Origin of the sequence: Erysipelothrix sp. HDW6B (assembly GCF_011301115.1) — a bacterium.
In the GTDB taxonomy this organism is placed as follows: domain Bacteria; phylum Bacillota_I; class Bacilli_A; order Erysipelotrichales; family Erysipelotrichaceae; genus Erysipelothrix; species Erysipelothrix anatis.
This window is the reverse complement of record NZ_CP049860.1, coordinates 1,621,463-1,648,148: the sequence shown is the minus strand read 5'-3', so window position 1 is coordinate 1,648,148 and position 26,686 is coordinate 1,621,463. Positions and strand designations below refer to the sequence as shown.

Below are 26,686 nucleotides of genomic sequence, written 5' to 3'. Positions count from 1 at the left end.
AGTTCGTACTTAGTAAGTACTTTGGTAATCTGGTTTCATTACGGAAGTTTGAAAATTAACATTCTTGTTGCATTATTTCTGAGTTTTTTGATTATTCATATTTTAACGTACATCAAAGTACTTTTTTGCGTTAGAAAAGAATACATTGAAGTGGCGGCAGGTATAAACAAAGACAGGAATCGATGTATTAAAGTGCTTGAAGGTGTCATGAGTATAATTCAAATTGCAGTTCCTCTGACATTTAGTATGTTTCTCGTTATAAATATGCTAAACGCATATACTGATTTTCAAATGCAGCAGACGTTTAGTAAAAGTAAATCATTAACTTATTTTGAACCAATAGAAAACGATGCATTTAATGAAAGCTTCGAAGGTTATATTGAGAAACTTAATGACACGCAGTTAAATCAGTATAAAACGCGAATAGAACATTTACTCAATCAACATGAGAAGCAACTAGTTCTACTTTTTGAGCAAGTTGATCACAAAAAATTTAATTTGAGAGCGTCCATAGAAAAATATCGATCGATGAGCAAACTGGTTGGTGAGTTCAATGACTTAGAAGTAGTAGCTGGAAGGGGTTTGATTGAAAAAGACTATGAGTTTAAAGATGGAAGAATTCCAGTATTGGTTGGACATAATTTGAGAAATAGTATTTCCTTAAATCAGACATTTGAGAAGGATACGATGCAGTTTGTTGTAGTTGGGATTATGAAACAACATCAAACAATTACATCGCCTCAGTACTTTCTACCAGAATCTATCGATAACGATATTGTGATTCCGTTTCATCCAAAACACATCCAAACAATGGATTTTGAAATAAATCATCACATTTTGAAAAATATAATCATCAATGATTTATCCGATTTTCAAATTAAGCAGGTGCAACAAACGTTGAGTTATTCGCCAATTTCATTTAAAACGATCGATGGACAGGTAGAACTTGTTGAGGCTTTAAAATCGAAACTATCCTTTGCAATGGTTTGGGTATATACGGGTCTATTCACATTGTTTTATGCGCTACTTTGTTACTTTATATCTATCTTTCTTGATTTGGAAATCAACAAATACAAGTATGCGGTTATGCAAACCGTTGGTTACTCAAAAAAACAGATCACGATTCATCTAATCATGAATAAGCTGGTACAACTCATCATGGGTTTATTTCTTGCACAACTCATCACGACAGGTATGGGTGCTGCAACGAAAATAGGCATCCTCACAAATAGCATTATTGCACTAACGATAATTGTTGGGATTTGGTACCTTGCGTGGGGGAAAATTGCGAATCTAGAGATCACTAAAATCATTGCCGGAAAACGATAGCAAGATAGAAAAGGAAGTTTATGAAAATTTATGAAGTTAGACGCTTGGAAAAAGTGTATGGTAAAAACGCTGCTAGAGGAATAGCGTTAGATGGCATTAACCTAACAATAAACAAGGGCGAAATGGTCGCAATCGTAGGAAAATCTGGGTCAGGGAAGAGTACACTTTTGAATCTACTTGCCGGACTTATCCCATTGACACAGGGAAGTATTTTATTTAAACAAGAAAATATGTCTGAATTTAAAGATAAACAAATGGCATCATATCGAAATAAAAACATTGGGTACATCGTACAAAATTTTGGACTTATTTCAACAATGACTGTACTCAAAAATGTCCTATTACCGATGAAACGTAAAAAAGACGTAGCGAAAGCACTTGTTATTCTAAAACAACTCGGAATGGACGAGAAAGCAAACAAATATCCTTATGAGCTCTCAGGCGGTGAGCGTCAGCGTGTTGCGATTGCGCGAGCTCTCATCAATGATCCTGATGTTATCTTGGCTGATGAGCCTACGGGTGCCTTGGATAGTGAGAATGGTGCCAATCTAATGAAAATATTTAAATCGTTAAATCAAAATGGATTAACACTTGTTATTGTGACCCATGATGAAGGAATAGCATCGCAATGTAATCATCGCATTAAGCTCAAAGATGGTAAAGTCATCGAGGATATAGTGGTAAACCAATAAAAAACTCAACAGAGCCGGACCTTAAGATAGATTTGGCTCTGTTGAGTTTTTTATTAGGTAGTCGATGAGACTAAGAAGTAAGATTCGCGTAAGTATGAACTTTGATACTTCACGGCAAGTTTATACAGGAATTTTGTGATAGATTGAATCGTAACCGTTTCCGCTCTTAATCCGTCCAAGTAGGAGAAGAAACGCTTTTGTTCTGTAGAGGAAGCATGATGTTTAAAATATCCCCACGCATGTTCCAAAGCATTGATTTGAGTTCCAATTGTAGTAGGACCTGAAAGTGTTTGATCAACAACACGATAAAATGCTACAGGATTAACGATTTTATTTTCTCTAAACAGTAGACGAAGTTCGTTGTATGCGTGTGTTGAATAAGACATGATTAAATATTTATAGCGACCCCACTCTTGTTCTAGTACTAATTGAGATGGGTTAAAGTATTGATTTACTTTCATAAATGAACGGTTCTTATCTTTGACTTCCAACATAATATCAAGGTCAAATTGTGAATATAAAAGCTCATAGTCATCAATGAATTGATCTAAGTTGATGGTATCAGTATGGGCTCCCGGTCGCTTGTTGTAGGCTTGTTGACTGTAGTGGACTTTCGGTGTTCCATCATTGACTTTCCATGTATCGATGACTTGAGCAACAATTTCATGAGGAGCGAGCGAGTCTAAAGAAGGGTTGATGAGATGATGAAGGTTATCATAAATTAGCGGTACCCCCGTCATTTTCGAGAGATAGAGTATGTCAGCTACCGAATAGAGGCGATCATCATTTTCAATCGCCAAAAACTTTTTAATAGCTTCTGGCAAACGGTGATTGTAAACATCAATGAAACGATTCATCGCAGCTTGTTTATCGCCATAAACACCACCAACATGAAGAATTATTTTATGATTAGGGTTTCCCGATAACAGTTCCATAAGGTGTGTATGATACCACAAATCTTCGATGGAAGCGGCAACTACCGCCTCATTTTGAGCGTTGAGTACTGTATATTGCCCAGGGTGACAGGAAATTCGGATCTGATGCGTTTGTATCTTTGTACGAAGATTGGCGAAATAATCTGAAAACTCATGGGCCCAATCAAGGGTATTTAGGGGTGATGAACCAAAAGGAATAAGTGAAGAAGAAATTCTGAAGAAATAATTCTTTTGCTTAATGTTATAATCGAGCATTGCATTTAAAGTATCCAAATTATCGCGAATTAAATCACGCAATAGTGACTCTGTGAGGTCGTCTTTACGACAGGTTCGGAACCGCGCATGCGTATCGATATTTAAACTCGCATATCCAATTTTGGGTGTGTTTATCATTAGTAGACCTCGTATCTTAATTAATTCAATAATATCGTAAAGATTCACTCCATGCAATGACGGAAAGCCTCAATAATCTAGCACAGTTTATATGCAATCGGCATTCGGTGTGAATACTCAATTTAGATAAAATGTGATACAATAAAACAAACTGTGAAATAATATTCACAATATAGAAACTTAAATAAAATGAATAAAGGAGCGCTCAATGTTTAAAATTGCGATTGTTGATGATAACCTACAATTTAGAGATCAAGTATTTCGGTTAATTTCAGAATCATCCGACACTCTTAATATTGCTACAATTGACACATATGAGTCGTCAGAAGCCTATATTAATCGTTCACCATTAATCATTTATAATTTAGCAATTCTAGATATTGAGATGCCTGGTTTGGATGGCGTATCGCTGGCAAAGCAAATCCAACAAACCGAACACGCAACAAAAATAATTTTTCTAACATCCTATGTTCATTATATGAAAGATGCGTTCGGTCTAAATGTTCATAAATACATCATGAAAGAAGATGTTGCTCAAGAGTTGATTCAAGCTATTGAAGAAATACGAGACGTGTTTGTTAAGTCAAAAAGTAAGAAAATATCACTCAAAACCAACAATAAAGAAATTCAAGTAGATGTGGATGACATTATAATTATCGAATACATCGATCGTCACCCTTATGTCTATACGGAATCACACAAAATTAAAGTGATCAATGCATCTTTAACAGATATATACAAACGTTTGGATTCACGTTTTTTTGTGCGACCAAATAGTGGTACTATAATCAATTTACTTCATGTTGATTCGGTGTCATCTAAGAGCCTAGAAATGCGCTCATTTGATAAAGAAATTAGCATATCACGAGGGCGATATAAAGATATCATTCGCGTTTATACAGAATATCTCATGTTGGGAGATACCCTATGACACTCGACATAATCCTACGTACTGGCATTGAAGTGATGTTATGTTTTGTGGATATTATATTACTTGACTTCTACTGCAGTAAACTCGCAACTAAAAAAGACATTCCAACACCGTTTAAAGCAATTGTAGCAATTCTATCTGCAGGTTTATTATACTTCGCAACGAATACCCTTTACTCGAATGAAGGCACAATTTTTTCACTACTGCTGATGCTCAGTTACGCATTTGTGTTATATGAGGGGAGTAATACCAAAAGAATTTTTGCAGTCTTTGGCTATTATGTGCTAAGTGGAATTGTAACTTTGTTAGTAACATCCCTTGCATCATGGATTTTTAACATATCCTATGCCGAACTCCTACAACAATTTAGTGTTTGGGTTGTCGTAGCACTGATGATCAAGCTAGTGATGTTAATTATCGGTATTATTCTGAGCACGACGCTTTTACCAACGCAGACACGCCGCGAAAATCTAATCGGCATTGCACAGTATCTAGGTGTCTCGTTTATCGTTCTTGTACTCCTCTATGATTATTTATTTATCAATGCACTAACCCATATTGAAAATATCATTATTTTAATGACACTCACTTATGTCGTAAGCTTTGCACTTATTCTCGCGTTGATTACACGATACTTTAAAGAAAAAAATGAGCGCATGCTCATGGAATCAGCGTTATTTGAAGCCAACCAAAAAAATGAGGCGTATATTCAAAGTGTTCAAGACAAAATAGAAACAGCAAAGCTCAAGCATGACTTAAAAAATCATCTGATTACGCTTCAAAGTTTTATAGAAAATGACATGAATGACGAATCCATTCGATATATTAAGACGCTACACGCTTTGCCTGAACTTAAGTCCTATGTTAATACCAACAATCTCACGATTAATGCAGTTTTAAATTCGAAAATATCGTCTTACCCGAACATTCGCTTTAAGGTACGTCATGACGATGGTCGCTTTGCGATTCCGCATGATAAACTAACAATCATTCTAGGGAATGCGATTGATAATGCAATAAATGAAACACTGCTGTGTGCACAAGATCCAAAAGAAATCCAAATTGTAATTAGCGAAAATCATCAGTATATAAAAATCTATATTGCGAACAAGCTATCACATCCAGTCACAATGGTTGATGGGAAACCAATTAACAAATCTGGAAAACGAGTAGGGCTTGGAGTTGATAATATCTTGGATGCTGTAAGATCATTAGATGGAAGAGCAATGTTTACGAGCGAAGGGGATACGTTTCAATTTAAAACTCTCATTCCACTTTCAAATAAATAACAACAAAATTGACAACTTAAGCAATGAAAACGACGATATAAACCAAAAATCTTTAAACAAAGTTCGTTTGGACGTATTATAGATTCGGTGGGGGTATGCCATGGAATACATTTCACGAATGATTAGCAAATCGTTTTGTAAATTAGGCTATATAGAAGCAAGTCAAATTGAAGATTTGCGGTATGGATTAGAGGTCGTAATCTCTAATGCTATTACACTTCTTTCAATTTTAGTATTTGGGATTGCCATCCATAGATTTACCGAGACAATGATTTTCTTCTCGATATTCATTGTTTCACGTAGTCTTCGTGATCGCTATCATGCAAAAACATTTATGTCCTGCTTCATGATGACATTCGGTACGTACTTACTTGCTCTGGTATTATCGTATGTGATTGCAGCAGAAGTCCAAATGTATTGGGGAATATATTTGGTGCTCTTAAATTGTTTAATTGTATACTATACCAATGTATTGGGAAATGACGACCCAGAGAAACACAGTGATAAATTTGATTATTTCTTCTATGTGTTAAACTGTGTACTCTTATTAACTAGTATTCTCGCGCCATCTCAACTAACTGTTTTCTCGAGTGTCGTTACCCTAGTGATTGCTTCTACATCCTATTTCAATGTTGAAATGATAAACGAAAACGCATAATGTTTCGTTATCCGCGGTATTAACATCACGTTCATTTGGCGCTGTTTTAAAACCAAAGGAGGAGAGCAATGAAGTTCTTCATTAATGCGTTGTTGGGTCTCGCAGAGCGATCCACAACTCTTTCTATCTGGGCGTTCTACAGACCAAAAAAGTAGAAACTCTATAATATTAATTCAAAAGGATGGTGTGATTGCCATCCTTTTGCGTTTTCAAGGATGAAACAAAAAAATACCATGTTATAATTTTGTAAAAGGAGGCAAACAATGACACAAGATATCGAAATAAATTTTGTTGTATCAGATAGCTTGAATGCACTGGAAACATATCGAAAGATTTTCGAGGTGGATATCCTCGAAGTAACCAATTTCCCTCAAGGCAGTAATGAAGCAATCTTCACAATCTATGGTATGAAATTTCATATGCTTGATGAAAATGCTGAGTATGGTCTAATAGCACCATCTGGAGAAATTCAAGCGACAATTTGGTTTAATGTAACAGTGCCAAATATCATGCAAACCCATCATAATGCGCTTAGGAATGGATGTGTGGAATTGCAAGCTGTAACACCGATGTTGGATTATGGTGTAAGCAATTCGTTGTTCAAAGACCCGTTTGGGTATCTTTGGATGCTTCACGAGCAACACGAGCACGTTGCCGATGCGATGCGAGATGATATTCTAGCAGAGGTTTTTGAGTGATATTTACATTAATCAGATTTCGTGCTAAACTATAAAAAAATAAGGAGGTGATGACTGTGTCCATCTGTATGATTAAAAATATTAATAACAATAATGATACCATCAAGTACTTTGATGCTTTTAGTCGTACAGTTACTTTTACAACTCTTTCAATAACAAAGGGACGAGTGCGTCCAATTTAATTGAAAGAAGTGTAAGAACAGTCATTATCATGGCCTAGTTTACGCTAGGCTTTTTTCTTACCCTTCTTTAAGAAAGAAGGATAAATATGAAAATAAACTTAAATAATATAACAAAAATCTATGCTGATGAAGCAATTCTTGAGGCGTGTGACCTCGAAGTAAAATTAGGAGATCATATCGCGATTGTCGGTGAAAATGGAAGTGGTAAATCTACACTCCTCAAAATAATAGCAGGTCTTGAAAACTATCAAGAAGGTCAACGTATCGTACCGAAAGATATCAAAGTGGGATATATGAATCAACAATTTCCAAGGTTTGAAGGTACTGCCCATGCGTATGTTATGGATCAATTTGGTGAACTTCTGGAGTTAGAACGAAGAATGCAAATCCTTGAACAGGGATTTGCAACTAGTGATGATCTCGATTTGGATCTTGAAAAGTATGAAAGAGTAACCCATCAATTTGAAGCACAAGGTGGCTATCAAGTGGGTAATGATATTCAACGCATCGCTACAGGTCTTGCAATCAGTAATGTTTTGGAACGGGACTATAATGAGCTTAGTGGAGGACAAAAAACGAGAATAGAGCTCGTCAAATTGTTAGTCTCAAATGTAGATGTACTGTGTTTGGATGAACCAACGAATCACCTTGATTATGATGGAATCCAATGGCTTGAGAATTATTGTAAATTTCTACGTAAAACATTAATCATTGTGTCCCATGATCGCGAGTTTCTGAATCAAGTTGTTGCTGTAATTCATGATATAGAAGATGGGAGTATCGTGACCTACCATGGTAATTATGATAGTTTCCAAATTCAAAAGAAAGAGCGGTTTGCACGTCTCGTCCTCGATTATGAGGCCCAGCAAAAAATAATTCAAAAACTCAAATTAGCGATACGACGATATCGCCAATGGGGTCACGAAAGTGATAATGAAGACTTCTTTAAACGTGCGAAGGCAATTGAAAAACGTCTTGAAAAAATGGAGAAATTACCAAAGCCAGAAGAACTTGAACGAAAATTGAATTTGAGTTTTGATCTAAAAAATCGTAGTGGAAAACAAGTTCTTGTTGCTCAAGCACTTGATGTTGGGTATACACATCCGCTGGGTAATCCGAAGAATTTGAATATTCTTTGGCAAGAGCGAGTTGCACTTTTAGGTGCAAATGGTACTGGAAAGAGCACACTTATAAAAACGATAATGGGTGAAATTCCGGCGTTGGGCGGAACCCTGAAAATTGGCGAAAGTGTATCAATTGGTTACCTGCCACAACAACATGTCTTTGAAGATGATAATGAACGGATTTTAAGCTTTACGCAACGCTCGTTAAGCTTGAGTGAGTTTGATGCCCGACGTATGCTTGCGCAATTCGGGTTTTACCAAAGTGACGTGTATAAACCAATTCGTTACCTTAGCGGTGGCGAAAAAGTACGTATTAAACTGATGGAGATTATGCATCGTAAACATAACTTGATTGTGCTTGATGAGCCGACTAATCACCTCGATATTCAAAGCTGTGAAATCCTTGAAGATGTGCTCATGCAATACCAAGGAACACTCATTGTCGTAAGTCATGATCGTTATTTTTTACGACGACTTAATGTCAAAAATATCGAAATTTAGAAGAGAGCCATGCTCTCTTTTTCTTGTGATTAAAATAACGTTGTACAAATTAACACTTTGTTTACACAAACGAAGAAAGCACTTACATAAATTTTGTGACTCGCTATACTAAGAACTGTAAGAGGAAAAACTGATTACTATTTATTCAATAAAGTGTTAATAGGGAGGACATATGTTGAAAAAAAGAATTCAAAAGTTTTTAGTAGTTTTACTATGCTTAGCAATTTTTCCGTTCGTAACGAATGATCTGCATGCAGAAGTCGTTACAGATTTTGAAACTAAAATAGAAGACTCATCAGTTGGTGAGGGACAATTCCAAGTTAAATATACAGGAGGCTGGTCACAAAGTACCGGTTATCCTGATCGCTTTAGTAATGGTGATGAGCATTGGGTCAATCTTAAACCCGGTGACAAACCTTATTTAGAAGTTAATTTTATTGGGAATAAAATTGATGTTGTCGCAACAAAAGCACCAAATCATGGAATCTATGAAGTACAAGTTGATGATCTAGATTCTGTCCGCTTTGACGCTTATGCGCCAACCAAAATGGACCAACAAGTACTCGGAACCATCGCAGACTTAGATGAAGGTCCTCATACATTAAAACTTACAGTAACAGGGGATAAAAATCCGCAAGCAAGTGCCAACAGCGGTGAGATTGACTTTTTTAGAGTTTATCACAAAGCCATCAATCCAGAATCACTTGATTTAATTCAAAGCAACGAAGTTCTTGATAAAGGTCAAACTGAGATTGTAGATGCTACCGTAAAGCCATTCTATGCTACTAATAAAACAATCGAGTGGGAAAGTTCAAATCCTGAAATTGCAACTGTCGATGCACAAGGTAAAGTGACAGGAGTCGCACCGGGAACAGTAACAATTACAGCAACTATTCCTAACACAGACTTGATCCAATCAGTTACATACGAAATTATTCATGATACACGTACATTCAATGCTTTCGTAGGAGACAGTAACCGTCATTACTTACAAAGTGATTACAACGCAATAAAAAATGGAACGAATAAGTCATACCATGATACAGCATGGCGTAATGATGTACTATCATCATCAATCGTTGTAACTACACGAAGCAGTGCAATTGAAGGTCTTGATGCGACAGTTTCTGACTTTTCAAATGGAACAGATACATTTTCAAACGAAAATATATCTATAAAAGGACTTAAAGAAACAAATGCATATATTGGACGTGGTTTTAATTGGGGAAGTGTACCAACAGGACCAAAAGAAATGGTTCCTGATGTTATTCATACAACATTACCAATGAATGTTGCAGCAGAACGTGTTCAACCGCTTTGGGTTTCAATTGAAATTCCAGAATCCACAAAACCAGGTACGTATACGGGAACCATTCAACTAAATGATGATTCAATGACAGAAACCATTGAATTAGCTTATTCATTTGAAGTTCTGGATTTAGTTGTCCCAGACTTGAATAGTACTGAAGCGTATGATTTTGGAATGGATATCTGGCAATACCCATATACATCAGCACGATACTATGGTATTGAAGCAGACGATTTGTTTGGTCCATATCATATGGAAGTACTCACCAATCAGTTGAAATCATACAAAGAAAGTGGTGGCGATACCATCACTGTTACGATTGTTGAGGATCCATGGAACCAACAGACAACAGATAAATACCCATCCATGATAAAATGGACAAAATCTGTAGACGGAACCATGACATTTGATTATGAGCACTTCGATAAGTATGTCGAATTGGCAATGAGTCTTGGTATCGATAGACATATTAAGAGTTTTTCAATGATTCCTTGGGAAAATAGAATATTCTATTTTGATGAAGCACAAGGCAAAGAAGTTCAAGTAAAACCTGCACCAGGTTCCGAGCTTTGGAATAAGCTTTGGGATGAATTTTTGGTCAGTTATGTCGAACATTTAGATTCTAAAGGGTGGTTTGAAAAGACATATATTGCAATGGACGAACGCCCATTGTCGACAATGCAACCAGTCATCGATATTATCCAAAATCATCCAAATAAAGATGGTAAAACACTAAAAATTCATGGAGCGATGAACTATAACTCTGTCTCAGCAGATATTCTTGATAAGATTGATGATATTTCAATTAATCTTGGCCATACGAATCACGATAGTAACGAACTTCGAGAACTCTCAGAACACCGCCGTAGTTTAGGGCTAACAACAACGATCTATACATGCGTTGGTGACTATCCAAGTAGTTTTGCATTCAGCAATCCTGGTGAGAGTGCATGGACAATGTGGTATGCAGAATCTCATGGTGTGGATGGATTTATGAGATGGGCTTTTGATGCATGGGTTGCGAATCCATTAGAAGACATTAGCCATTGGTATTGGGAAAGTGGTGATCCATTCTTTGTATATCCAAGAGAAAAAGGTCAAGATTCAACTGTACCATATACAACACCACGCTATGAAAAACTTAAAGAAGGAACACGTGATGTTACGAAAGCACGTTACTTAAAGAGTCTTGATCCAACGTTGTCCGAAGAAATTGATACATTAATTCAATCTATTGGTCGCCGTTATGGAAAAGGAAACGGTTATGGTGCGGCTGTCGCTTCAAGTCAAGCTGATAAAGATTTTATTGATGCTGAAGTACAACGCATGCGCGCAGGTATCAATGACATATCTCGAAAATATATTGAACAAGAAAATACAGTTCGTGAAATCATCATTACTGATCTTAAACATTCTGTTGACTTGAAAGATCGCGAGCAAGTTGTTCCAAGTGATTTTGTGAAGGCTGAATATCGCGAAACATTACCAAATGGTACAGTCACAGTTAATGAAGATATTACAGAACGTGTCGTTATGAATTTAGATAGTGTCAAGAATGCTGTTCAAGAAGGAAGTGTTGAAGTTGTTGCAACTGTTGAATATGGGGCATCAAATACAACTAAGACAATTCCAGTAACGCTCTATGACAGCACACGCACATATGCTATTAAAATGAATGATAGTAAAATATCACTTTCAAAAGCGAAACTTCAGGAACTCATTAAGGGCGGTAGTCTTGAGTCATATCTTGCGACAACACTTGCAATTGAAGGTGTAGTAACAAGTGAAGTTACCGGTACTCATACGATGCCTGTGACACTTGATGTCAAAAACCTGTTGTTGGATAATGTGACGGGAGATGTCGCTGTTACAGCGTCTATCCTCTCGCAAGACCTCCAGGTGCTGACAACAAAAGAATTCACTGTAACAGTTATTAATCCAACGGATCCAGTTGATCCAGTCGATCCGGTGGATCCTGTAACCCCAGTTGAACCTACGAATCCAGGTGAGGGAACAGAACTACCAAAAACAGGAATTAGTAATACGTTTATGATGTATGGTAGCATCATACTCCTTGGAGGAATTGGAATCGTCATGATTTCAAAACGCCGAAGAAAATCATAACGTTCAAAGAATCTCGTAAGAGATTCTTTTTTTACAGTATCAAAGAGTTATAAATTATGAAAAAATAGACCGGTATGGTAAAATAAATTAAATGTGAGGTATAAGAATGATTGCAGTAAAACAGTTAAGTGATGTGAATTTTGAATCACTTGTAAAAACCATCAATGAAGCGTTTCAAGATTACCCAGTACCAATGGAATTCACCCAAGAGACCCTCAAAACGAAACTTGAAGGTGTAAATACCAATTTAGATTATTCATTCGGAGTCTATGATGAAGAAGAACTTGTTGGCTTTGTAATCCATGCCTTGAACGGTGCAGTAGCTTACAATGTGATGACTGGAATCGTTTCTCGTTATCGAAAACAAGGATTGTACACGATGATGTTTGAAGCAGCATTGAGTTATTTTAATATGTTTGGAATTGATACATATCAGTTAGAAGTTCTGAAGGATAATACCAATGCCATTAAAACTTATAAGAAAAATGGATTTGAAGTCACAGCGACTTACAATTGCTACAAAGGGAGTGTAAAGACAAAACCTACGACTCCGTATGAATTGAATTTAGACTTTGGGTCGGATGTATCGTCGTTACGTCATCTTGAGAATCATCATCCATCATTTGCTAATTATATTGGAACACCGCAAAATCAAAATATTTACACGATTCAAGAAAATGGTGAAATCGTTGCTTTTATAGCGATGCTCAACAACGGATCCATTCGTCATTTTGGATATTCCCATCCTGACCAATTACAAGCATTACTATTTAATGCATCAAATATGTATGAAACACTAACCATCAACAATATTGAAACGTATGCCGAAGATGTTATTAAGTTGTTGGAATTATTTGGATTTAATGCATATACATATCAATATCAAATGGAATTGACAATCTAAAGGAGTATCCTATGAAAAAAGCATTGAGTATTTTTATTGTTATGATCATGGTCATTACGACAGTTGCGCTTGTTAATCTTGTAGCGGCTCAGAGTCTTGTTAAGAATCCAGAAACGATGTTTCCAACAACTGAAATTGTCGAAAAACTTGAACCAACCAAGCTCATCGAACCAATCTTTCAAAATGTTCCTGTTGAATATCGGGACACAGTCACACAGGTTGTTGAACAGATTTCCAAAGATCCTGAAATTGAGGCGGCTATTAACCAACAAATCGGTGGCGCGTACCAAGACATTTTAAATGGAACCTCTTCTTTTAATGAAAAAGAACTTTTGGATAATATGAGTGCAATCATTGGGAATTATTCGAAAGAAATTGAAGCAGTAACGGGTCAAACGATTACGACTGAAACGATCCGAACAGAAATGGAATCAGTGCTTGTTGGTTATGATGTGAAAACGGTCTATGACACGGTTCTGACTGAAGTAACCAAAAATCTAACGCCTCGCCAACAACAAGTGCTTGAATTAACCCGCTGGTTTAATTCAAACAGTCCACTTCTCATTGGTGTTGCTACCGGTGTTCTGATAGCATTAATGGTGTTACTCTTTGTGTTAGAACGTCATTATTTCTGGATTCCATATATCGTGGGAGCATCAATCGCATCAGCAATTTTGTTGTATCCAACGTATATTGTTGCAACGATGATCACAAAATCAATGATTTCCCGACTAGGAGTTCAAGTTTCATCATCAGTAATTTCTAACACCCCTTATTTGATTACTATTGGCGTGTTAGTGGTTGTTGCGATTGCAGGTATAATTTTTACCAAAACGTCAACATACCAAGATGTTGTATATGAAAATTAAAAGGGAAGGCGAATGACTCGCTTTCCCTTTTTATTTACTGATTTAAGAAATCTAATGCTACGGTTGCTAAAGAAGCACTTGTGACTTCTAAGACTTCGTCATCCCATGCAAATTTCGGATGGTGATGAACCGGCTCGTCGTAGCCCTCACGGTTGATGCCGACATTATAATAGGATGCAGGTACTGCAAGTGTTAAGAATGCAAAGTCCTCAGCACCAAGTGTCGGGAACTCTTTTTCAATAACTTGGTCAGCACCAAAGTACCCACTTAAGCTATCCTGAACTAAAGCCGTCATTTCTTGATTGTTAATTAATGGTGGATATGATGGTAGGAAACTGAATTCATACGTTGCACCGTGTAGTTCACAGGATGCATTTAGAGTTTGTTCCAACATTTCTGACACAATTGCTCGTGTATCTGGATATAATGTTCGAATTGTACCGCCAATCCGGCATACTTCTGGAATTACATTTAAACCATCACCAGCATGTATTTTTGTGAAGGAGATGACAGCAGGTTTAACTGGATCAATGCGGCGTGTAAGGATGTGCTGTGCGTTTTGAATAAACTGAACTGCAATGCTGATTGGATCAATTGTTTGTTCTGGACTCGCCGCATGACCACCACGACCACGAATTACGATTTCAAATTCATCAGGAGCTCCATACATTGCACCATAACGGACTTGGAGTTTTCCATGTTCTACGTCACCCGCGAGATGTAAACCAAATGCAGCATCAACGTTTGGATTTAGAAGAATGCCTTCATCAATCATCGGTTGTGCACCACCATCTGTTTCTTCAGCAGGTTGAAACATGAGTTTAACATTACCATGAATAGAATCTTTCATTTCATTTAGAATCATCGCTGCTCCTAAAAGACCGGCCGTATGACCGTCATGGCCACAAGCATGCATTTTTCCATCAATACCTGAACGATAGGGAACATCTGCCTCTTCATGGATTGGTAAAGCATCCATATCTGCACGAAGTAGTACAGTTTTTCCAGGGTTTGCACCTTGAATAAGTCCAACGACACCGGTACCAAATAATTGATGATTCTCGATTCCTAAAGCATCAAGTGTTTGTTGAACATATTTTTGAGTTTCATATTCTTCGTGTGCAAGTTCGGGGTTTTGGTGGAAGAAGCGACGTGCCTCTTGCATTGCTGGCAAAAATTGATGTGCATATTTTTTGATATTTGAATGTGTCATTATTGAGCTCCTTGGTTTCTATATCTTGCTAAAAAAGCTTGTGTACGTACTTCTTGAGGGTTATTGAAAATTGCTTCAGGGGTTCCGGATTCAAGCACAACGCCATTGTCCATAAAGACAACGTGTGATGAAACATCGCGTGCAAACCCCATTTCATGAGTGACAACGATCATTGTTAGTGATTCATTGGCAAGATCTTTCATTACTTGTAATACTTCACCAACCATCTCAGGATCAAGAGCACTTGTTGGTTCATCAAATAACAATACTTTGGGATTCATCGCGAGTGCACGTGCAATCGCAACCCGTTGTTTTTGTCCTCCTGATAGTTGAATGGCATTTTTATTGGCAAACTGTTCCATACCAACTTTACGAAGTAAATCGAGGGCTGTTGCCTCAGCAGCTTCACGTGTACGGTTTAAGACAACCATTTGTGGCTTAACACAGTTCTCAAGTACTGTTAAATTATTGAAAAGATTGAAGTTTTGAAATACAATCCCGACGCTTGTGTTGAGTTCGCGTCCTTTTAATTGACGAATTGAGGTTCCACCAATGGCGACATCACCATCATCAAAGGATTCCAAATCGTTAATGCATCGTAACAATGTCGATTTTCCTGAACCTGATGAACCAATAATGGATACGACATCACCCCGATTGACATCGAGCGTGACACCTTTTAATACCTCAAGGGATCCAAAACTTTTATGTAGATTTTGAATGGATACCAATGGTGTTTCTGTCATAAGATTACCTGCTTTCTATATATTTTGTCCATCAGTAATTGATGATGGATAGCTACTTGCCTCAGTTTTTGTTTTATCAAGTTTCAATTCGATAAAGCGAAGTAATAGCGTTAAGAATGTAGTTAGAACTAAATAGATTACTGTCGTAATCGTGAATGTTTGGAATACTTGATACGTCGTAGATGCAATTCCATTTGAAACGAAGAAAAGTTCGGTTACTGCAATAACATTAAGAACGGATGTATCTTTAACATTAACGATTAATTCATTACCTAATGCTGGGATTGCATTTCTAATTGCTTGTGGCAAGATAATGTGACGCATTGTCTCCCAGCGCGTAAAGCCAAGGCTTTTAGCTGCTTCAAACTGTCCATCATCAATGGCTTGAATACCACTTCGCATAGTTTCAGCCATATAAGCACCGGTATTGATGCTTACAATGATAATCCCTGCAAGTATGTTACCCATTGGTAAGTTAGACCAACGGAATCCTGTAAACATCATTGAAATTCCATAATAGAAGACTAATGCTTGTACCATCATTGGGGTTCCACGGAAGACGGTAATATAGACTGAGGCAATTGCATTCGTAACTTTTGTGTTTCGTGAAATTGCAACGAGAAGTCCAATAATAAATCCAATCAATGTTGCGGTAAACGAAATCCCAATAGTGGTAAGTGTTCCACGAATTAAAGCTGGATAATTATGCGATAAAATGGTCATTACTTGTTCAAAGAAATTTCCAGTTGAAAAATCTCCTGCATTCACCGCTGTATTCATCAAATCTTTTTGTGTGTCACGGGAAATAAGAGCGAGTGCATCATTAACTTCATTTAGAAGTTGGGTATCATCTTTACGAAGACCAATAGCAACCCCAGCCATTGATTCAGTGACCGTATATCCTTCAGGTCCATCCAACTGGATATACATCAAGTCTTTATTAGTTGCATTAATACGGTCGCCAGTACCACTATCAGCAACAAATCCATCTAATTCTCCAGATTGTAGGGCAACTGTCATTGTTGGAAAATCTTTCATGGCTTGTGCTGCATCAATATTCTCAAGTTGTTCCAATAATTCAGTGTGGAATGTACCGACTTGCGCAGACACACGCGCATTTTCGAAGTCTTTTAAGGTTTTTCCTTGGCTAAAGGGGCCATCCCGTTTGACGACAATACCAAATGCAGTTTCGTCATCAAGATAATAGACATTGCTAAACGCAACTTCTTTTTTACGCTCATCGGTTGGAGACATTCCCGCAATGATTGCATCAATCTCTCCGGTTTGAAGGGAAAGGATCAATCCATCCCAACTCGTCTTACGAATCACCAATTCTTTATCCATTGATGCTGCTACACGTTTTGCAATTTGGACATCATATCCTTCACAAAACTGGTTGCCATCAATCGCAACTGCAGAATCATTTGATTCTGATTGAGTCCAGTTATACGGTGCATAACCACACTCCATACCAACTGTAAATGTTTCCCGATCTGTTGGTTTTACACCACAACCAACTAATACCAGAAGCATTACAGCAAATACTGTTACTATCCTTCTCATAGTAATCCTCCTATCAAATTGAATGATGGTTGGGGGAATAAAAAAACTCTAGCGGTTGGCTAGAGTTTTAGTTTCATAGTGCCAATCCGAATGGATCGAGTGATAGTGATATTTTCACTAACCCCATAGGTTAATTATGTCTAATTAATCTATTCGGCGATGGTTACCTTTCTGAAGCGTCAACGTATACCTACTCGACTTCATACTCTGATGCACCGCTACCTCTATATTCAATTTCATTAACCATACCGTTTAATGTAAAGATAGTCAAGCATAATGATGGTTTTTCAATATTAAGTTGTTTGTTTCAGAGTTTTTCATTGAAAGACCCCTTCTTAATAGACACATTTTTAACCTGAATATAAATAGATATTTTGAAAATGTTATCTTTGAACAATAATTCAGATAAGAAAGCGTATCCAATTCATGAAATTTGTTACATCTTCAAGTCGTTCTTTCATATCAATCCCACACATGATAGAATAGTACAGGAACAAGAACATCTGTTCTCAGTATAAATACTGTTTCTATGAAAAAAGAAAAGGAAGGTATACTAACATGGGAAGAAAAGTTGGTACAGTCTCACGTGGAATTCGTGGTCCAATTATTCGAGAAGGAGATGACTTAGCGTCGATCGTAACACAAAGCATCCTCGAAGCAAGCAAGAGTGATAATTTTGAGGTTCGTGATCGTGACATTATTGCGATGACAGAATCAATTGTAGCGCGTGCTCAAGGTAACTACGCTGATGTAGATGCGATTGCAAAGGATATCCGAACCAAGTTTGGAACAGATACAATTGGAGTAATTTTTCCAATCTTATCACGAAACCGTTTTTCAATGTTACTCAAAGGAGTTGCACAAGGTGTAAAAAAAGTTGTGCTCATGCTCAGTTTTCCATCCGATGAAGTCGGTAACGAATTGGTTACGCTTGATCAATTAGATGAAGCTGGAGTTAATCCTTATAGTGATGTTTTGACACTGGAGCAATATCGCGCATTATTTGGCGAAAACAAACATTCATTTACTGGTGTAGATTATGTTGCATATTACGGTGAAATAATTGAAGCAGAAGGTGCAGAAGTTGAAATTGTATTCTCAAATCGCTGTGAGACAATCTTAAATTATACAAAGCATGTTCTGGCTTGTGACATTCATTCACGTGCACGTACCAAACGTATCTTAAAACGTGAAGGTGCAGAACTCGTTCTTGGTTTAGATGATATATTGACTGAGAGTGTTGATGGAAGTGGATACAATGCTGAGTTTGGTCTTTTAGGGTCAAACAAATCAACAGAAGATTCTGTTAAGTTATTCCCACATAATAGTTTTGGGCTTGTTGAAGACATCCAAAAACGTATGCTTGAAGCAACTGGAAAACATGTGGAAGTCATGGTTTATGGAGATGGTGCATTCAAAGATCCAATGGGTAAAATTTGGGAACTAGCGGATCCTACTGTTGCTCCTGCATATACAAAAGGACTTGAGGGAACACCTAATGAATTGAAACTCAAGTATTTAGCAGATAATGATTTTAAAGATTTAACAGGTGAGGCTCTTAAAGAAGCTATCGAAGCTTCAATCAAAGAAAAAGGCGATGACCTTGTTGGCCAAATGGCTGCGCAGGGAACGACACCACGTCGTATCGTAGACCTCGTTGGGTCACTATGTGATCTCACAAGTGGCTCGGGTGACAAAGGAACCCCGATCGTATTTGTTCAAGGTTATTTCGATAATCTTTCAGACGAGTAACATACAGAAAGCCCTGGATGGGGATCCAGGGCTTTCTAGCATGTGTGTGTAATAAACTGTGCACGTTGAGTGCATTGATATAATATCTCACATGGACAAAAAGGTCAAGCGATTTACCTTGGTGTTTACGGGTTAAAAGATAAAATAATAAAGAGTATAATCAAATAATAGGAGGATCAACGATGTTACATAAATACAAAGAAATTAAACGCTTTGAAGTCACTAAAGATTACAGTCAAATCCATATGACAAATTTTATGGAAAACTCAATTGTTAAAGGATTACCTGGATTTGAATCAATCGAAATGGGACTAAACTCAAGCAATCCAGATTATGATTTAGTTGTTATCTCGTTTACTTGGGAAAGTAAGGAAGCATTTATGAATTTCAAGAAAAGTGATGCGCACTTACAGTCTCATAAAAAAAGAACACCGAATCCCAAAATCTTGAAGTACAGTGCTACGCATTTCGAAGTTACGGATGAATGGAGTCAATAGGTAAGAAATAAAAAGCTCTCACAACTAATTGTGAGAGCTTTTGTCATTATAACGGTCTTACGTTACTTGCTTGAGGACCACGTTGTCCTTCAACGATGTCGAAGCTAACTGCTTGTCCTTCGTTTAAAGTTTTGTATCCTGTTGATTCGATAGCTGAGAAGTGTACGAACACGTCTTGGTTATCTGTATCATTTGTGATGAAACCGAAACCTTTTTCAGCATTAAAGAATTTAACTTTACCTGTTTCCATATATAGTGCCTCCTGTCTAGAATAAGGTTTAAACAGTTTAATAATAGACATTATATAAACGTTGAGTTCTTATTTCTAGTATAATCATAGGATAATACCTATGGTTTGTCAAATGATTTTCCGGTAGGTGACAAGACATAATTTAGGAATACATCATATGTCTAAAATATAGCATGGAAACGTTCAAACGAAATCAATCTTCACAACTATTTTGCAAATTATTGTATATATTTTGGAATGCTATAGAAGTTTGGAAACTACTCCTCGAAGCGTTTGTAGTGTTTTAATCTCATTTGCAGGCGAATGGCCGAAATAATGTAGATGACTGCGAAAACAATACAACTCCAAAAGACGAATGTTGTGAATACAGTATAGAAGTCAGGAAATAGGTGACCGAGTAAATAAAGGCCGCCAATTAACAATAATAGTGTAAATTTAGAGTGTTTATTCATACAAAGTACCTTCCTACTATAATGGTATCATTATTGATTGGAGTTTTTTCTACAACCTAAACACCAAAATGCGCAGGTTAGCCATTTAATAACCGAAGGTGCGATCTAGGCGATAAAATCATCAACCTAATCGTACATATCAAAAAAAGATGGAAGACACTGCTATAATGCAGATATATGGGTGTACTAAGGTATTAGAGGGAAGAGAATGGTAAAAAATATAATAAGAAACTATCGTGACAGCATTATCATTGCTTTTGATATTTCATTCTTCTATATAGTTTTGAGTAGTGTTAAGTACGATGACTCTGCTGCAGTGGTTTTAATGCTCATCTTAAGAGCAGGATTTATCATTTTGAGAAATTCTGCATTACATAATAACCAAGATTCAGATACGTCAAGAAAGCCCTTTGTTACTGCATTTGCAATCGCACTTGATCAAGTCTTATTCTATTTCATTTTGTCGACAGTATTTAGCTTTGAAGATATGAAGATAATCTTTTTAATGTTGTTAAGGGCATGTCTTGATATTCTCTTATTTTCAGACGGAACGACAAAATACAAAGATTTTAGAGGAAACGTCTGGTTTCGGATTATTGTTTTAATATTTCTGGATAGTCTTTTCTTTTTTGTGGTGTTGTACCAGATTTATGATGGGAACGTACTCCCTGTGCTTGGATTACTTATGTTACGCGAAGTGACCACCACTTTGGTGATTTATTGTAAGCTTAATTAATTATTTTCGTGAACTAAATAAAAAGAACCTCGAAATTGGTTCTTTGTTTTAAAATTTATGGTGCGGATGAAGGGACTCGAACCCCCATGCACAAGGCGCTAGATCCTAAGTCTAGTGTGTCTGCCAATTTCACCACATCCGCATGTTTGCTGTATTTAATTCCTTAGTGCCTATAGATAATAACATTCATTTTACAAAAGCGCAATAGGTTTTAACATAAAAGTTAAAATAATTAAAGGCGGATATTTTCCGCCTTTAATTAGATATAATAGATCTTCAAATTACCGAATGAAACGTCTCCATTGAGTGTTAATGTTGGACCCGATTGTGGCATATGATGTGTTGAATCTGATATACCACCAAGGGTTGTTGTGACGTTGTTAATTACATTCACAGTATGAGGAATGTAGAGGACAATTTGTCCAAAATTACAATCGATATTTAGGTGTGATCCATTAGGATTAAATTTTGCTTGATCAAAGTATACGCGTAATGATGCGAAGTTACACTCGACTGATCCGTCTGTAAAGTTCTCTGAGCGAACATAACGTGTGCGGTCAGTGAAGGTTGCTTCCATTCTTATAAAGTCCTGACGTGCGTCATATTGCTTTTCGTGATTGTTTTCTTTGTTGAAGTTTGTGCCTTCTTTGGTTCCGTCAGAACTAAAGGTGAAATTTTGCTTGCTACCATCTCCATTTTCAACGTTTACCTCAACGTCAATGATATCATCATCGTTGAAGTCGCGACGATTATAGTCGGATTTTGGTGCATCATAAGTTTCACTGAAGAACTCAAAGTTGTGCTTTTTTCTTGGGAAAAGGGAATGTAATCCGATACTTAGGAAGATACCACCCCAAATGAGCCACCAGATGTTTCCTCTAAAATAGAAGAGATCATCATTTAAGGCAAAAGCAATGATAAGTGGCATAATAATTCCACCATAATTTAAATCCTTCAAATTGCTAATTGCAAATGCAACCAGCATTGCTGTTACAATAATTCTAAAAATACTGTTTCCTACTTCAAAAAGGTTAAATGCGGATCCAAAAATAACAACCGAAATAACTATGAAGAAGAAACCCCAGTAAAGACTACCGCTTTTTCTTTTCATTATAAGCTCCTTTCGTCCAAATGCTTTTTCACATTTGGGAAGTACATACGTGATACGTACACTATTTTGTGAGAGTCAAAGAACTGAATGGACCGTGCAGAGGTAATGTTTCGTTCAATCGCTGCCACATGATTAATATTCACAATGGCTGATTTAGATATTCTTACAAATGTATTGGGTAATTTATCTTCCAATTCATACAAACGATATCGTGTTCGGTAAGAATCTCGACTCGTATGAGCGAAAACACTCTCTGCCTCAGTTTCAAAGAATAGAACGTCATCTGTGTTGAGTGTTACATCACGATCATCACTAGATACGACGATTGCTTCTGTATGAAACTTTTGAATCCAACTTTGAATCTCAGAAGTCAGCGCATGACATTCGACAATCACGTCATCATCTGCTAATTCTGGATTTTCAATGATTCGAATTTTCATGTCTGCCTCCTCTATGTGTATCGTAGCAAAAAAATGTTAAATAATGTGGTAAATCCGGTAAGATGAAAGATACATGCGTTAAGTTGCATTATTTTCGGTTTTGACGGAGTAATTCAATTTCTTGACGGTAACCATCGTTATCGTCCTGTGGTGTTTCTAAGTAAAATGGCAAATGGCGTAGTTTGGGATGATTTATAATATTTACAAAGGCATCCAAACCAAGTGACCCTTGACCAATTTTTTCATGACGGTCTTTATGCGATTTAAATGGATTTTTGCTATCGTTAATATGTATTGCGTGAAGTTTGTTCAAACCGATAATGCGGTCAAATTCTGCGATAACTCCATCAAGATCGTTGACGAGATCATAACCTGCATCATAGAGGTGACATGTGTCCCAGCAAACGCCGAGTTTTTCTTTGACTTCCACACGGTCAATAATTTCTTTGAGCTCCTCAAATGTGCGTCCAACTTCAGAACCTTTACCTGCCATTGTTTCGAGTAGCACAATTGTTTCTTGGTTTGGATCAAGTACTCGATTGAGCATATCTGAAATCATAACAACTGCGGGCTCAACCCCTTGACCAACATGACTTCCGGGATGGAAGTTATAAAGACTCCCTTTGATAAAACTCATACGATAAATATCATCCCGCATTACTTCCTCAGCATATTCTCGTGTGTGTGGCTTATCGCTGCACGCATTCAAAGTGTAGGGTGCATGTGCCAATATATGTTTAAAATCGTTCGCTTCAATAATGGCATTGAGTTTCGCAACATCATCTAAATCGAGTGGTTTCGCTTTACCACCACGGGGACTACGGGTAAAGAATTGGAATGTATTCGCTCCAATGTTCAAGGCTTCTTTTCCTAAACCTTCATAACCTTTTGAAAATGATAAATGACTTCCTATATAAAACATAAGAACCTCCTAATGATGTATTTATTCTATCATATTCGTCTTGCGAGAGTATGTGAGAATACTATGATATAATAACAAGTGAATATAGAAAGAGGTGTCGCATGGAATTAAATGGAAAACGCGTTCTAACAATCGTAAGCCCAGACTACGATGATTTGGAACTTTGGTATCCGATTATTCGACTTCGTGAAGCAGGTGCTCATGTAGATATTGCAGGTGAGCATGCCGATACAACGTATAAAGGGAAGTATGGCCTATCTGTAGTATCCAACCTATCATTCGATGAAGTTGATATTACTCAGTATGATGGTATTTTGGTGCCTGGAGGTTGGGCTCCCGACTACTTAAGACGTTTAGACTCTGTTCTTGAGTTTATTCGTTACATGGATAAAGAAAAACGCGTCATCGGTCAAATTTGCCATGCAGGCTGGGTTTTATCTTCAGCCGGAATTCTTGAAGGAAAAACGGTAACAAGTACGCCGGGAATTAAACATGATTTAATGTATGCTGGAGCAACATGGGTAGATGAACCAGCAGTTGCGGATGGTCATGTTATATCCGGGCGTCGCCCCCCAGATTTGCATATCTATTTGCCACTTGTAATTGAAGCGCTAAAAAAACAGTAAACTCTCGAAAGAGAGTTTTCTTACGATAATGATAGTCTATGTCAGAGCAATCCACCGTATAATGAATTAGAAATGAGGTGGATTATGACATTCGCAATTACAATTATAAAAGGCGTTCTTATTGGCGTTTCATTTTTAATACCCGGACTGAGTGGCGGAACGATGATGTTAATATTGAATGTTTTCGATGATGCAGTGCATGCTCTTAACGAACTCTTGCATTTTCGTGCATATCGCCTCAAATATTATCTTGTTATGACATTGGGGATTGGTCTGGGTATTCTCGCGTTCGCAGGTGTTATTGATTACCTGCTGATCAATTTTAATACACTCACAATGTCGTTTTTCTTAGGGGTAATTTTAAGTGGTCTCATAGAGATTGATAAACAGATTACAAACAAAGTAAAATCAATCAAAAGTCTCATTCCGTATCTAATAGGCATTCTGTTGACGGCAGGTGTTTACTTCTTACCGTCTCTTACGATTCAGGTAGACGCTAATCTATCGCTTCAAAATTGGCTTCAACTTATCATAATCGGTATTCCAATTTCTGTTGCACTAATCCTTCCAGGACTTTCGACGTCATATTTGTTGTTGGTGTTTGGTTTGTATGAGCGTACCTTACGAGCAATCTCAACCTTGGATTTTATGTTTTTGTTACCCCTCATTATTGGTATTCTTATTGGGGTAGTCTTATTTACAACGCTGATTGATTCAGCACTACAGAATTATCCCAACCTTATCTACAAGATTATTTATGGACTCGTTTTAGGATCAGTCTATGGAATTGTTAAGGAACTTGGTATTCAATCATTACCAGAAGGCATGATAGCCATTGGAGTCGCAATTATCGGTTTTGTATGTGTGATGCGGTTCAAAAAAACTGCGTTGAAACTCGAGGAAGCCTCAGAAATGTAAGCAATTGTAGCAAGCAATTGCTTTTTTCGTGTGAACTCATGTGAGTAAGTGTTAACGCCATTGAAAGATGCTAAGATGAATTCTACAATAAATAATAGAACTGTAAACATGGAGGTTGCATGGATGCAAGACAATAAAAAAGATAGTCGTGAAACTATCGATACCAATACAGAAGATAATATACTGGGGAAGGACTCGCAAGAACTAGCGGATGAGATGAACCTTGAAATGATAGAGGGTGAACACTTTGAACAGGAATCAGAAGATGTATCTAAAGAATCTATAAGCAATTCAAAAGAAAATAATTCTGAAAGAACTTCGTCGAGTCACTCAAATGGTAAGTCGAAAAAGCGCAAGCAAAAACACCAATCAAAACGAAAGCCAAAGGAAGATTCTCAATCCAAAGAGAAAGATAGATTTAAGGACAGTGTTGAAAAAGAATCAAGGAATCGAAAGCAGGAGCAACATACAGAAAAACGGAATATTATTCCGGTTATCCTAAGTTTAATTATAATGACAGTCATCGCTGGTGGTGGCTACATTTTTTGGAATCAATACATGAATGAAAAACAATTAGATTTCTTATCACTTCGAACAATTTCATTGACTGGTTCAAATGGTGCAGGTCACTATGTCGATAATCGTGAAGCAATGATTTTTGATGGACCCGATCCGGTAAAAGAAGTTTTAAAGGCAGTCAAGGTTGAAATTACACCAAATGAAAACTTGAAAAATGGCGATGTTGTTTCGATAAAAATTGCCCCCGATGATTCCCAAATTGAAATATTAAAGGAACACCGCTACAATCTTAAGTTGGGATCACAAACGCTGACTGTCACAGGCTTGACGGACGATAATACCATTGATTTCTTCGAGAATGTCAGTGTTTCCTATATAACAGAAGGTGATTTAATTGCCGTAAACACAACCATCGACCCTATATTTGATAATGTTGATGACACGCAAAATACAATTCTAAAACAGATTAAGGTTAAACCAATTGAGACAAAAAAATATCGAAACGGTGATACTCTTCTATTAGAATTAGATATTCCAAATCAGACTCGAAAGGCACTTCAACAGCAGGATGTGACCTTATTATCTGAAACCAAAACAATTACGATTCAGGGCTTAGTCGAAACACCACGAACCATTGGAGATATTGATACACTTGATATGATGAAACAACAGGCGCAACTTGGTATTGAATCAGATTATAAAACGGGTCAAGAAGATGCTCGAAACTTCAAAGTTGTAAATACTTGCTATACAGATACAATTACAACAAATGAAAATTTTGAAAATTATTCGAATGGATCGTTAGTATTTATATTTGAATTTGAGCAAGATGCCGAGGCAGGTCCTATAAAAAAATACACAAGTTATCACTTTACAAACATCACGTCTTTGAATGGCAAGGTTCAACAAGATTCCGTAGTTATTAAAGGTACGCAAGCAACGCAAGAGAAAAAAGAGTCAGTCGTAGATCCATTACGAAACGTTGGATTCTCATGCAAATAAA

General features: G+C 37.0%; 24 protein-coding genes, 1 tRNA gene and 1 riboswitch. Of the genes, 16 read left to right on the top strand and 9 right to left on the bottom strand.

Annotated features, from left to right (window positions below; genetic code table 11):
- Positions 1–207 precede the first annotated feature (207 nt).
- Positions 208–1,329, top strand: a complete 1,122-nt coding sequence (locus G7061_RS08125) for a hypothetical protein (protein WP_166120372.1) — start codon at positions 208–210, stop codon at positions 1,327–1,329.
- Positions 1,330–1,349: 20 nt separating this feature from the next.
- Positions 1,350–2,021: an ABC transporter ATP-binding protein gene (locus tag G7061_RS08120; RefSeq protein WP_166083292.1), complete on the top strand. Its 672-nt coding sequence runs from the start codon at positions 1,350–1,352 to the stop codon at positions 2,019–2,021.
- Positions 2,022–2,074: 53 nt separating this feature from the next.
- On the opposite strand, the gene uvsE is transcribed toward G7061_RS08120, so the two are convergent.
- Positions 2,075–3,349 carry a UV DNA damage repair endonuclease UvsE gene (gene uvsE, locus G7061_RS08115; protein WP_166120369.1) on the bottom strand — a complete coding sequence of 425 codons (1,275 nt, stop codon included), beginning with the start codon at positions 3,347–3,349 and terminating at the stop codon, positions 2,075–2,077.
- 208 nt (positions 3,350–3,557) lie between these two features.
- On the opposite strand from uvsE, the gene G7061_RS08110 reads away from it, so the two are divergent.
- The 8 genes from G7061_RS08110 (at position 3,558) to G7061_RS08075 (ending at position 13,938) form a co-directional block, all read left to right on the top strand.
- Entirely contained in the window at positions 3,558–4,280 is a 723-nt protein-coding gene (locus G7061_RS08110; RefSeq protein ID WP_159633113.1) for a LytTR family DNA-binding domain-containing protein, read from the top strand.
- Positions 4,277–5,569 (top strand): GHKL domain-containing protein, encoded by a 1,293-nt coding sequence (locus G7061_RS08105; protein WP_166120366.1) that lies wholly within the window; start codon positions 4,277–4,279, stop codon positions 5,567–5,569. The genes G7061_RS08110 and G7061_RS08105 overlap by 4 nt, the downstream gene beginning before the upstream one ends.
- Before the next feature lie 100 nt (positions 5,570–5,669).
- Positions 5,670–6,227: an accessory gene regulator B family protein gene (locus G7061_RS08100; RefSeq protein WP_159641695.1), complete on the top strand. Its 558-nt coding sequence runs from the start codon at positions 5,670–5,672 to the stop codon at positions 6,225–6,227.
- Between the two features lie 263 nt (positions 6,228–6,490).
- Positions 6,491–6,925, top strand: coding sequence for a VOC family protein (locus tag G7061_RS08095; protein ID WP_159641696.1), 435 nt, complete (start codon positions 6,491–6,493; stop codon positions 6,923–6,925).
- 268 nt (positions 6,926–7,193) lie between these two features.
- A complete protein-coding gene (gene abc-f, locus G7061_RS08090) occupies positions 7,194–8,732 on the top strand; it encodes a ribosomal protection-like ABC-F family protein (RefSeq protein ID WP_166120363.1) in 1,539 nt (512 codons plus the stop codon).
- Between the two features lie 172 nt (positions 8,733–8,904).
- Positions 8,905–12,165, top strand: coding sequence for a glycoside hydrolase domain-containing protein (locus tag G7061_RS08085; protein ID WP_166120360.1), 3,261 nt, complete (start codon positions 8,905–8,907; stop codon positions 12,163–12,165).
- Between the two features lie 106 nt (positions 12,166–12,271).
- Positions 12,272–13,069, top strand: coding sequence for a GNAT family N-acetyltransferase (locus G7061_RS08080; protein WP_159646478.1), 798 nt, complete (start codon positions 12,272–12,274; stop codon positions 13,067–13,069).
- An 11-nt stretch (positions 13,070–13,080) separates the two neighbouring features.
- Positions 13,081–13,938: a hypothetical protein gene (locus G7061_RS08075; RefSeq protein WP_166120357.1), complete on the top strand. Its 858-nt coding sequence runs from the start codon at positions 13,081–13,083 to the stop codon at positions 13,936–13,938.
- A 34-nt stretch (positions 13,939–13,972) separates the two neighbouring features.
- On the opposite strand, the gene G7061_RS08070 is transcribed toward G7061_RS08075, so the two are convergent.
- Genes G7061_RS08070 through G7061_RS08060 form a run of 3 tightly spaced genes read right to left on the bottom strand, consistent with a single transcriptional unit; the run spans position 13,973 to position 17,460 of the window.
- On the bottom strand, positions 13,973–15,151 hold the full coding sequence (locus G7061_RS08070) for a M20 family metallopeptidase (protein WP_166120354.1): 1,179 nt from the start codon (positions 15,149–15,151) through the stop codon (positions 13,973–13,975).
- Positions 15,151–15,897 (bottom strand): amino acid ABC transporter ATP-binding protein, encoded by a 747-nt coding sequence (locus G7061_RS08065; RefSeq protein WP_166120351.1) that lies wholly within the window; start codon positions 15,895–15,897, stop codon positions 15,151–15,153. The genes G7061_RS08070 and G7061_RS08065 overlap by 1 nt, the downstream gene beginning before the upstream one ends.
- Before the next feature lie 15 nt (positions 15,898–15,912).
- Positions 15,913–17,460: an ABC transporter substrate-binding protein/permease gene (locus G7061_RS08060; RefSeq protein WP_166120347.1), complete on the bottom strand. Its 1,548-nt coding sequence runs from the start codon at positions 17,458–17,460 to the stop codon at positions 15,913–15,915.
- A gap of 68 nt (positions 17,461–17,528) precedes the next feature.
- Positions 17,529–17,695, bottom strand: a riboswitch (Lysine riboswitch).
- 323 nt (positions 17,696–18,018) lie between these two features.
- Between G7061_RS08060 and G7061_RS08055 the strand changes: the two genes are divergently transcribed.
- Positions 18,019–19,212: a coenzyme F420-0:L-glutamate ligase gene (locus G7061_RS08055; RefSeq protein ID WP_159641703.1), complete on the top strand. Its 1,194-nt coding sequence runs from the start codon at positions 18,019–18,021 to the stop codon at positions 19,210–19,212.
- A gap of 182 nt (positions 19,213–19,394) precedes the next feature.
- Positions 19,395–19,709, top strand: coding sequence for an antibiotic biosynthesis monooxygenase (locus G7061_RS08050; RefSeq protein WP_166120344.1), 315 nt, complete (start codon positions 19,395–19,397; stop codon positions 19,707–19,709).
- Positions 19,710–19,755: 46 nt separating this feature from the next.
- On the opposite strand, the gene G7061_RS08045 is transcribed toward G7061_RS08050, so the two are convergent.
- Entirely contained in the window at positions 19,756–19,959 is a 204-nt protein-coding gene (locus G7061_RS08045; RefSeq protein WP_159633074.1) for a cold-shock protein, read from the bottom strand.
- Positions 19,960–20,619: 660 nt separating this feature from the next.
- On the opposite strand from G7061_RS08045, the gene G7061_RS08040 reads away from it, so the two are divergent.
- Entirely contained in the window at positions 20,620–21,147 is a 528-nt protein-coding gene (locus G7061_RS08040) for a hypothetical protein (protein WP_166120341.1), read from the top strand.
- Positions 21,148–21,205: 58 nt separating this feature from the next.
- On the opposite strand, the gene G7061_RS08035 is transcribed toward G7061_RS08040, so the two are convergent.
- From G7061_RS08035 to G7061_RS08020, 4 genes are all read right to left on the bottom strand, one after another.
- Positions 21,206–21,289: transfer RNA gene (locus G7061_RS08035), tRNA-Leu, on the bottom strand.
- A gap of 117 nt (positions 21,290–21,406) precedes the next feature.
- Positions 21,407–22,258, bottom strand: coding sequence for a hypothetical protein (locus G7061_RS08030; protein WP_159641706.1), 852 nt, complete (start codon positions 22,256–22,258; stop codon positions 21,407–21,409).
- Positions 22,258–22,698: a LytTR family DNA-binding domain-containing protein gene (locus G7061_RS08025; RefSeq protein WP_159633065.1), complete on the bottom strand. Its 441-nt coding sequence runs from the start codon at positions 22,696–22,698 to the stop codon at positions 22,258–22,260. Before G7061_RS08025 ends, G7061_RS08030 begins: the two co-directional genes overlap by 1 nt.
- Positions 22,699–22,786: 88 nt before the next feature.
- Entirely contained in the window at positions 22,787–23,620 is an 834-nt protein-coding gene (locus G7061_RS08020) for a deoxyribonuclease IV (RefSeq protein ID WP_159641707.1), read from the bottom strand.
- A gap of 101 nt (positions 23,621–23,721) precedes the next feature.
- Here G7061_RS08020 and G7061_RS08015 point away from each other — a divergent pair, with 101 nt between their 5' ends.
- The 3 genes from G7061_RS08015 (at position 23,722) to G7061_RS08005 (ending at position 26,685) form a co-directional block, all read left to right on the top strand.
- Positions 23,722–24,246, top strand: a complete 525-nt coding sequence (locus G7061_RS08015; protein WP_159633059.1) for a type 1 glutamine amidotransferase domain-containing protein — start codon at positions 23,722–23,724, stop codon at positions 24,244–24,246.
- 84 nt (positions 24,247–24,330) lie between these two features.
- Positions 24,331–25,164 carry a DUF368 domain-containing protein gene (locus tag G7061_RS08010; protein WP_166120338.1) on the top strand — a complete coding sequence of 278 codons (834 nt, stop codon included), beginning with the start codon at positions 24,331–24,333 and terminating at the stop codon, positions 25,162–25,164.
- A gap of 75 nt (positions 25,165–25,239) precedes the next feature.
- Positions 25,240–26,685 carry a hypothetical protein gene (locus G7061_RS08005; RefSeq protein WP_166120335.1) on the top strand — a complete coding sequence of 482 codons (1,446 nt, stop codon included), beginning with the start codon at positions 25,240–25,242 and terminating at the stop codon, positions 26,683–26,685.
- Position 26,686 lies beyond the last annotated feature (1 nt).

Coding starts and splice junctions, on each gene's coding strand:
- G7061_RS08070 (WP_166120354.1), bottom strand. CDS start 15,151: ATGACACATTCAAATATCAAAAAATATGCACATCAATTTTTGCCAGCA.
- abc-f (WP_166120363.1), top strand. CDS start 7,194: ATGAAAATAAACTTAAATAATATAACAAAAATCTATGCTGATGAAGCA.
- uvsE (WP_166120369.1), bottom strand. CDS start 3,349: ATGATAAACACACCCAAAATTGGATATGCGAGTTTAAATATCGATACG.
- G7061_RS08105 (WP_166120366.1), top strand. CDS start 4,277: ATGACACTCGACATAATCCTACGTACTGGCATTGAAGTGATGTTATGT.
- G7061_RS08110 (WP_159633113.1), top strand. CDS start 3,558: ATGTTTAAAATTGCGATTGTTGATGATAACCTACAATTTAGAGATCAA.
- G7061_RS08065 (WP_166120351.1), bottom strand. CDS start 15,897: ATGACAGAAACACCATTGGTATCCATTCAAAATCTACATAAAAGTTTT.
- G7061_RS08085 (WP_166120360.1), top strand. CDS start 8,905: ATGTTGAAAAAAAGAATTCAAAAGTTTTTAGTAGTTTTACTATGCTTA.
- G7061_RS08020 (WP_159641707.1), bottom strand. CDS start 23,620: ATGTTTTATATAGGAAGTCATTTATCATTTTCAAAAGGTTATGAAGGT.
- G7061_RS08005 (WP_166120335.1), top strand. CDS start 25,240: ATGAATTCTACAATAAATAATAGAACTGTAAACATGGAGGTTGCATGG.
- G7061_RS08025 (WP_159633065.1), bottom strand. CDS start 22,698: ATGAAAATTCGAATCATTGAAAATCCAGAATTAGCAGATGATGACGTG.
- G7061_RS08030 (WP_159641706.1), bottom strand. CDS start 22,258: ATGAAAAGAAAAAGCGGTAGTCTTTACTGGGGTTTCTTCTTCATAGTT.
- G7061_RS08040 (WP_166120341.1), top strand. CDS start 20,620: ATGGTAAAAAATATAATAAGAAACTATCGTGACAGCATTATCATTGCT.
- G7061_RS08015 (WP_159633059.1), top strand. CDS start 23,722: ATGGAATTAAATGGAAAACGCGTTCTAACAATCGTAAGCCCAGACTAC.
- G7061_RS08080 (WP_159646478.1), top strand. CDS start 12,272: ATGATTGCAGTAAAACAGTTAAGTGATGTGAATTTTGAATCACTTGTA.
- G7061_RS08060 (WP_166120347.1), bottom strand. CDS start 17,460: ATGAGAAGGATAGTAACAGTATTTGCTGTAATGCTTCTGGTATTAGTT.
- G7061_RS08095 (WP_159641696.1), top strand. CDS start 6,491: ATGACACAAGATATCGAAATAAATTTTGTTGTATCAGATAGCTTGAAT.
- G7061_RS08050 (WP_166120344.1), top strand. CDS start 19,395: ATGTTACATAAATACAAAGAAATTAAACGCTTTGAAGTCACTAAAGAT.
- G7061_RS08100 (WP_159641695.1), top strand. CDS start 5,670: ATGGAATACATTTCACGAATGATTAGCAAATCGTTTTGTAAATTAGGC.
- G7061_RS08120 (WP_166083292.1), top strand. CDS start 1,350: ATGAAAATTTATGAAGTTAGACGCTTGGAAAAAGTGTATGGTAAAAAC.
- G7061_RS08075 (WP_166120357.1), top strand. CDS start 13,081: ATGAAAAAAGCATTGAGTATTTTTATTGTTATGATCATGGTCATTACG.
- G7061_RS08045 (WP_159633074.1), bottom strand. CDS start 19,959: ATGGAAACAGGTAAAGTTAAATTCTTTAATGCTGAAAAAGGTTTCGGT.
- G7061_RS08125 (WP_166120372.1), top strand. CDS start 208: ATGAGTATAATTCAAATTGCAGTTCCTCTGACATTTAGTATGTTTCTC.
- G7061_RS08010 (WP_166120338.1), top strand. CDS start 24,331: ATGACATTCGCAATTACAATTATAAAAGGCGTTCTTATTGGCGTTTCA.
- G7061_RS08055 (WP_159641703.1), top strand. CDS start 18,019: ATGGGAAGAAAAGTTGGTACAGTCTCACGTGGAATTCGTGGTCCAATT.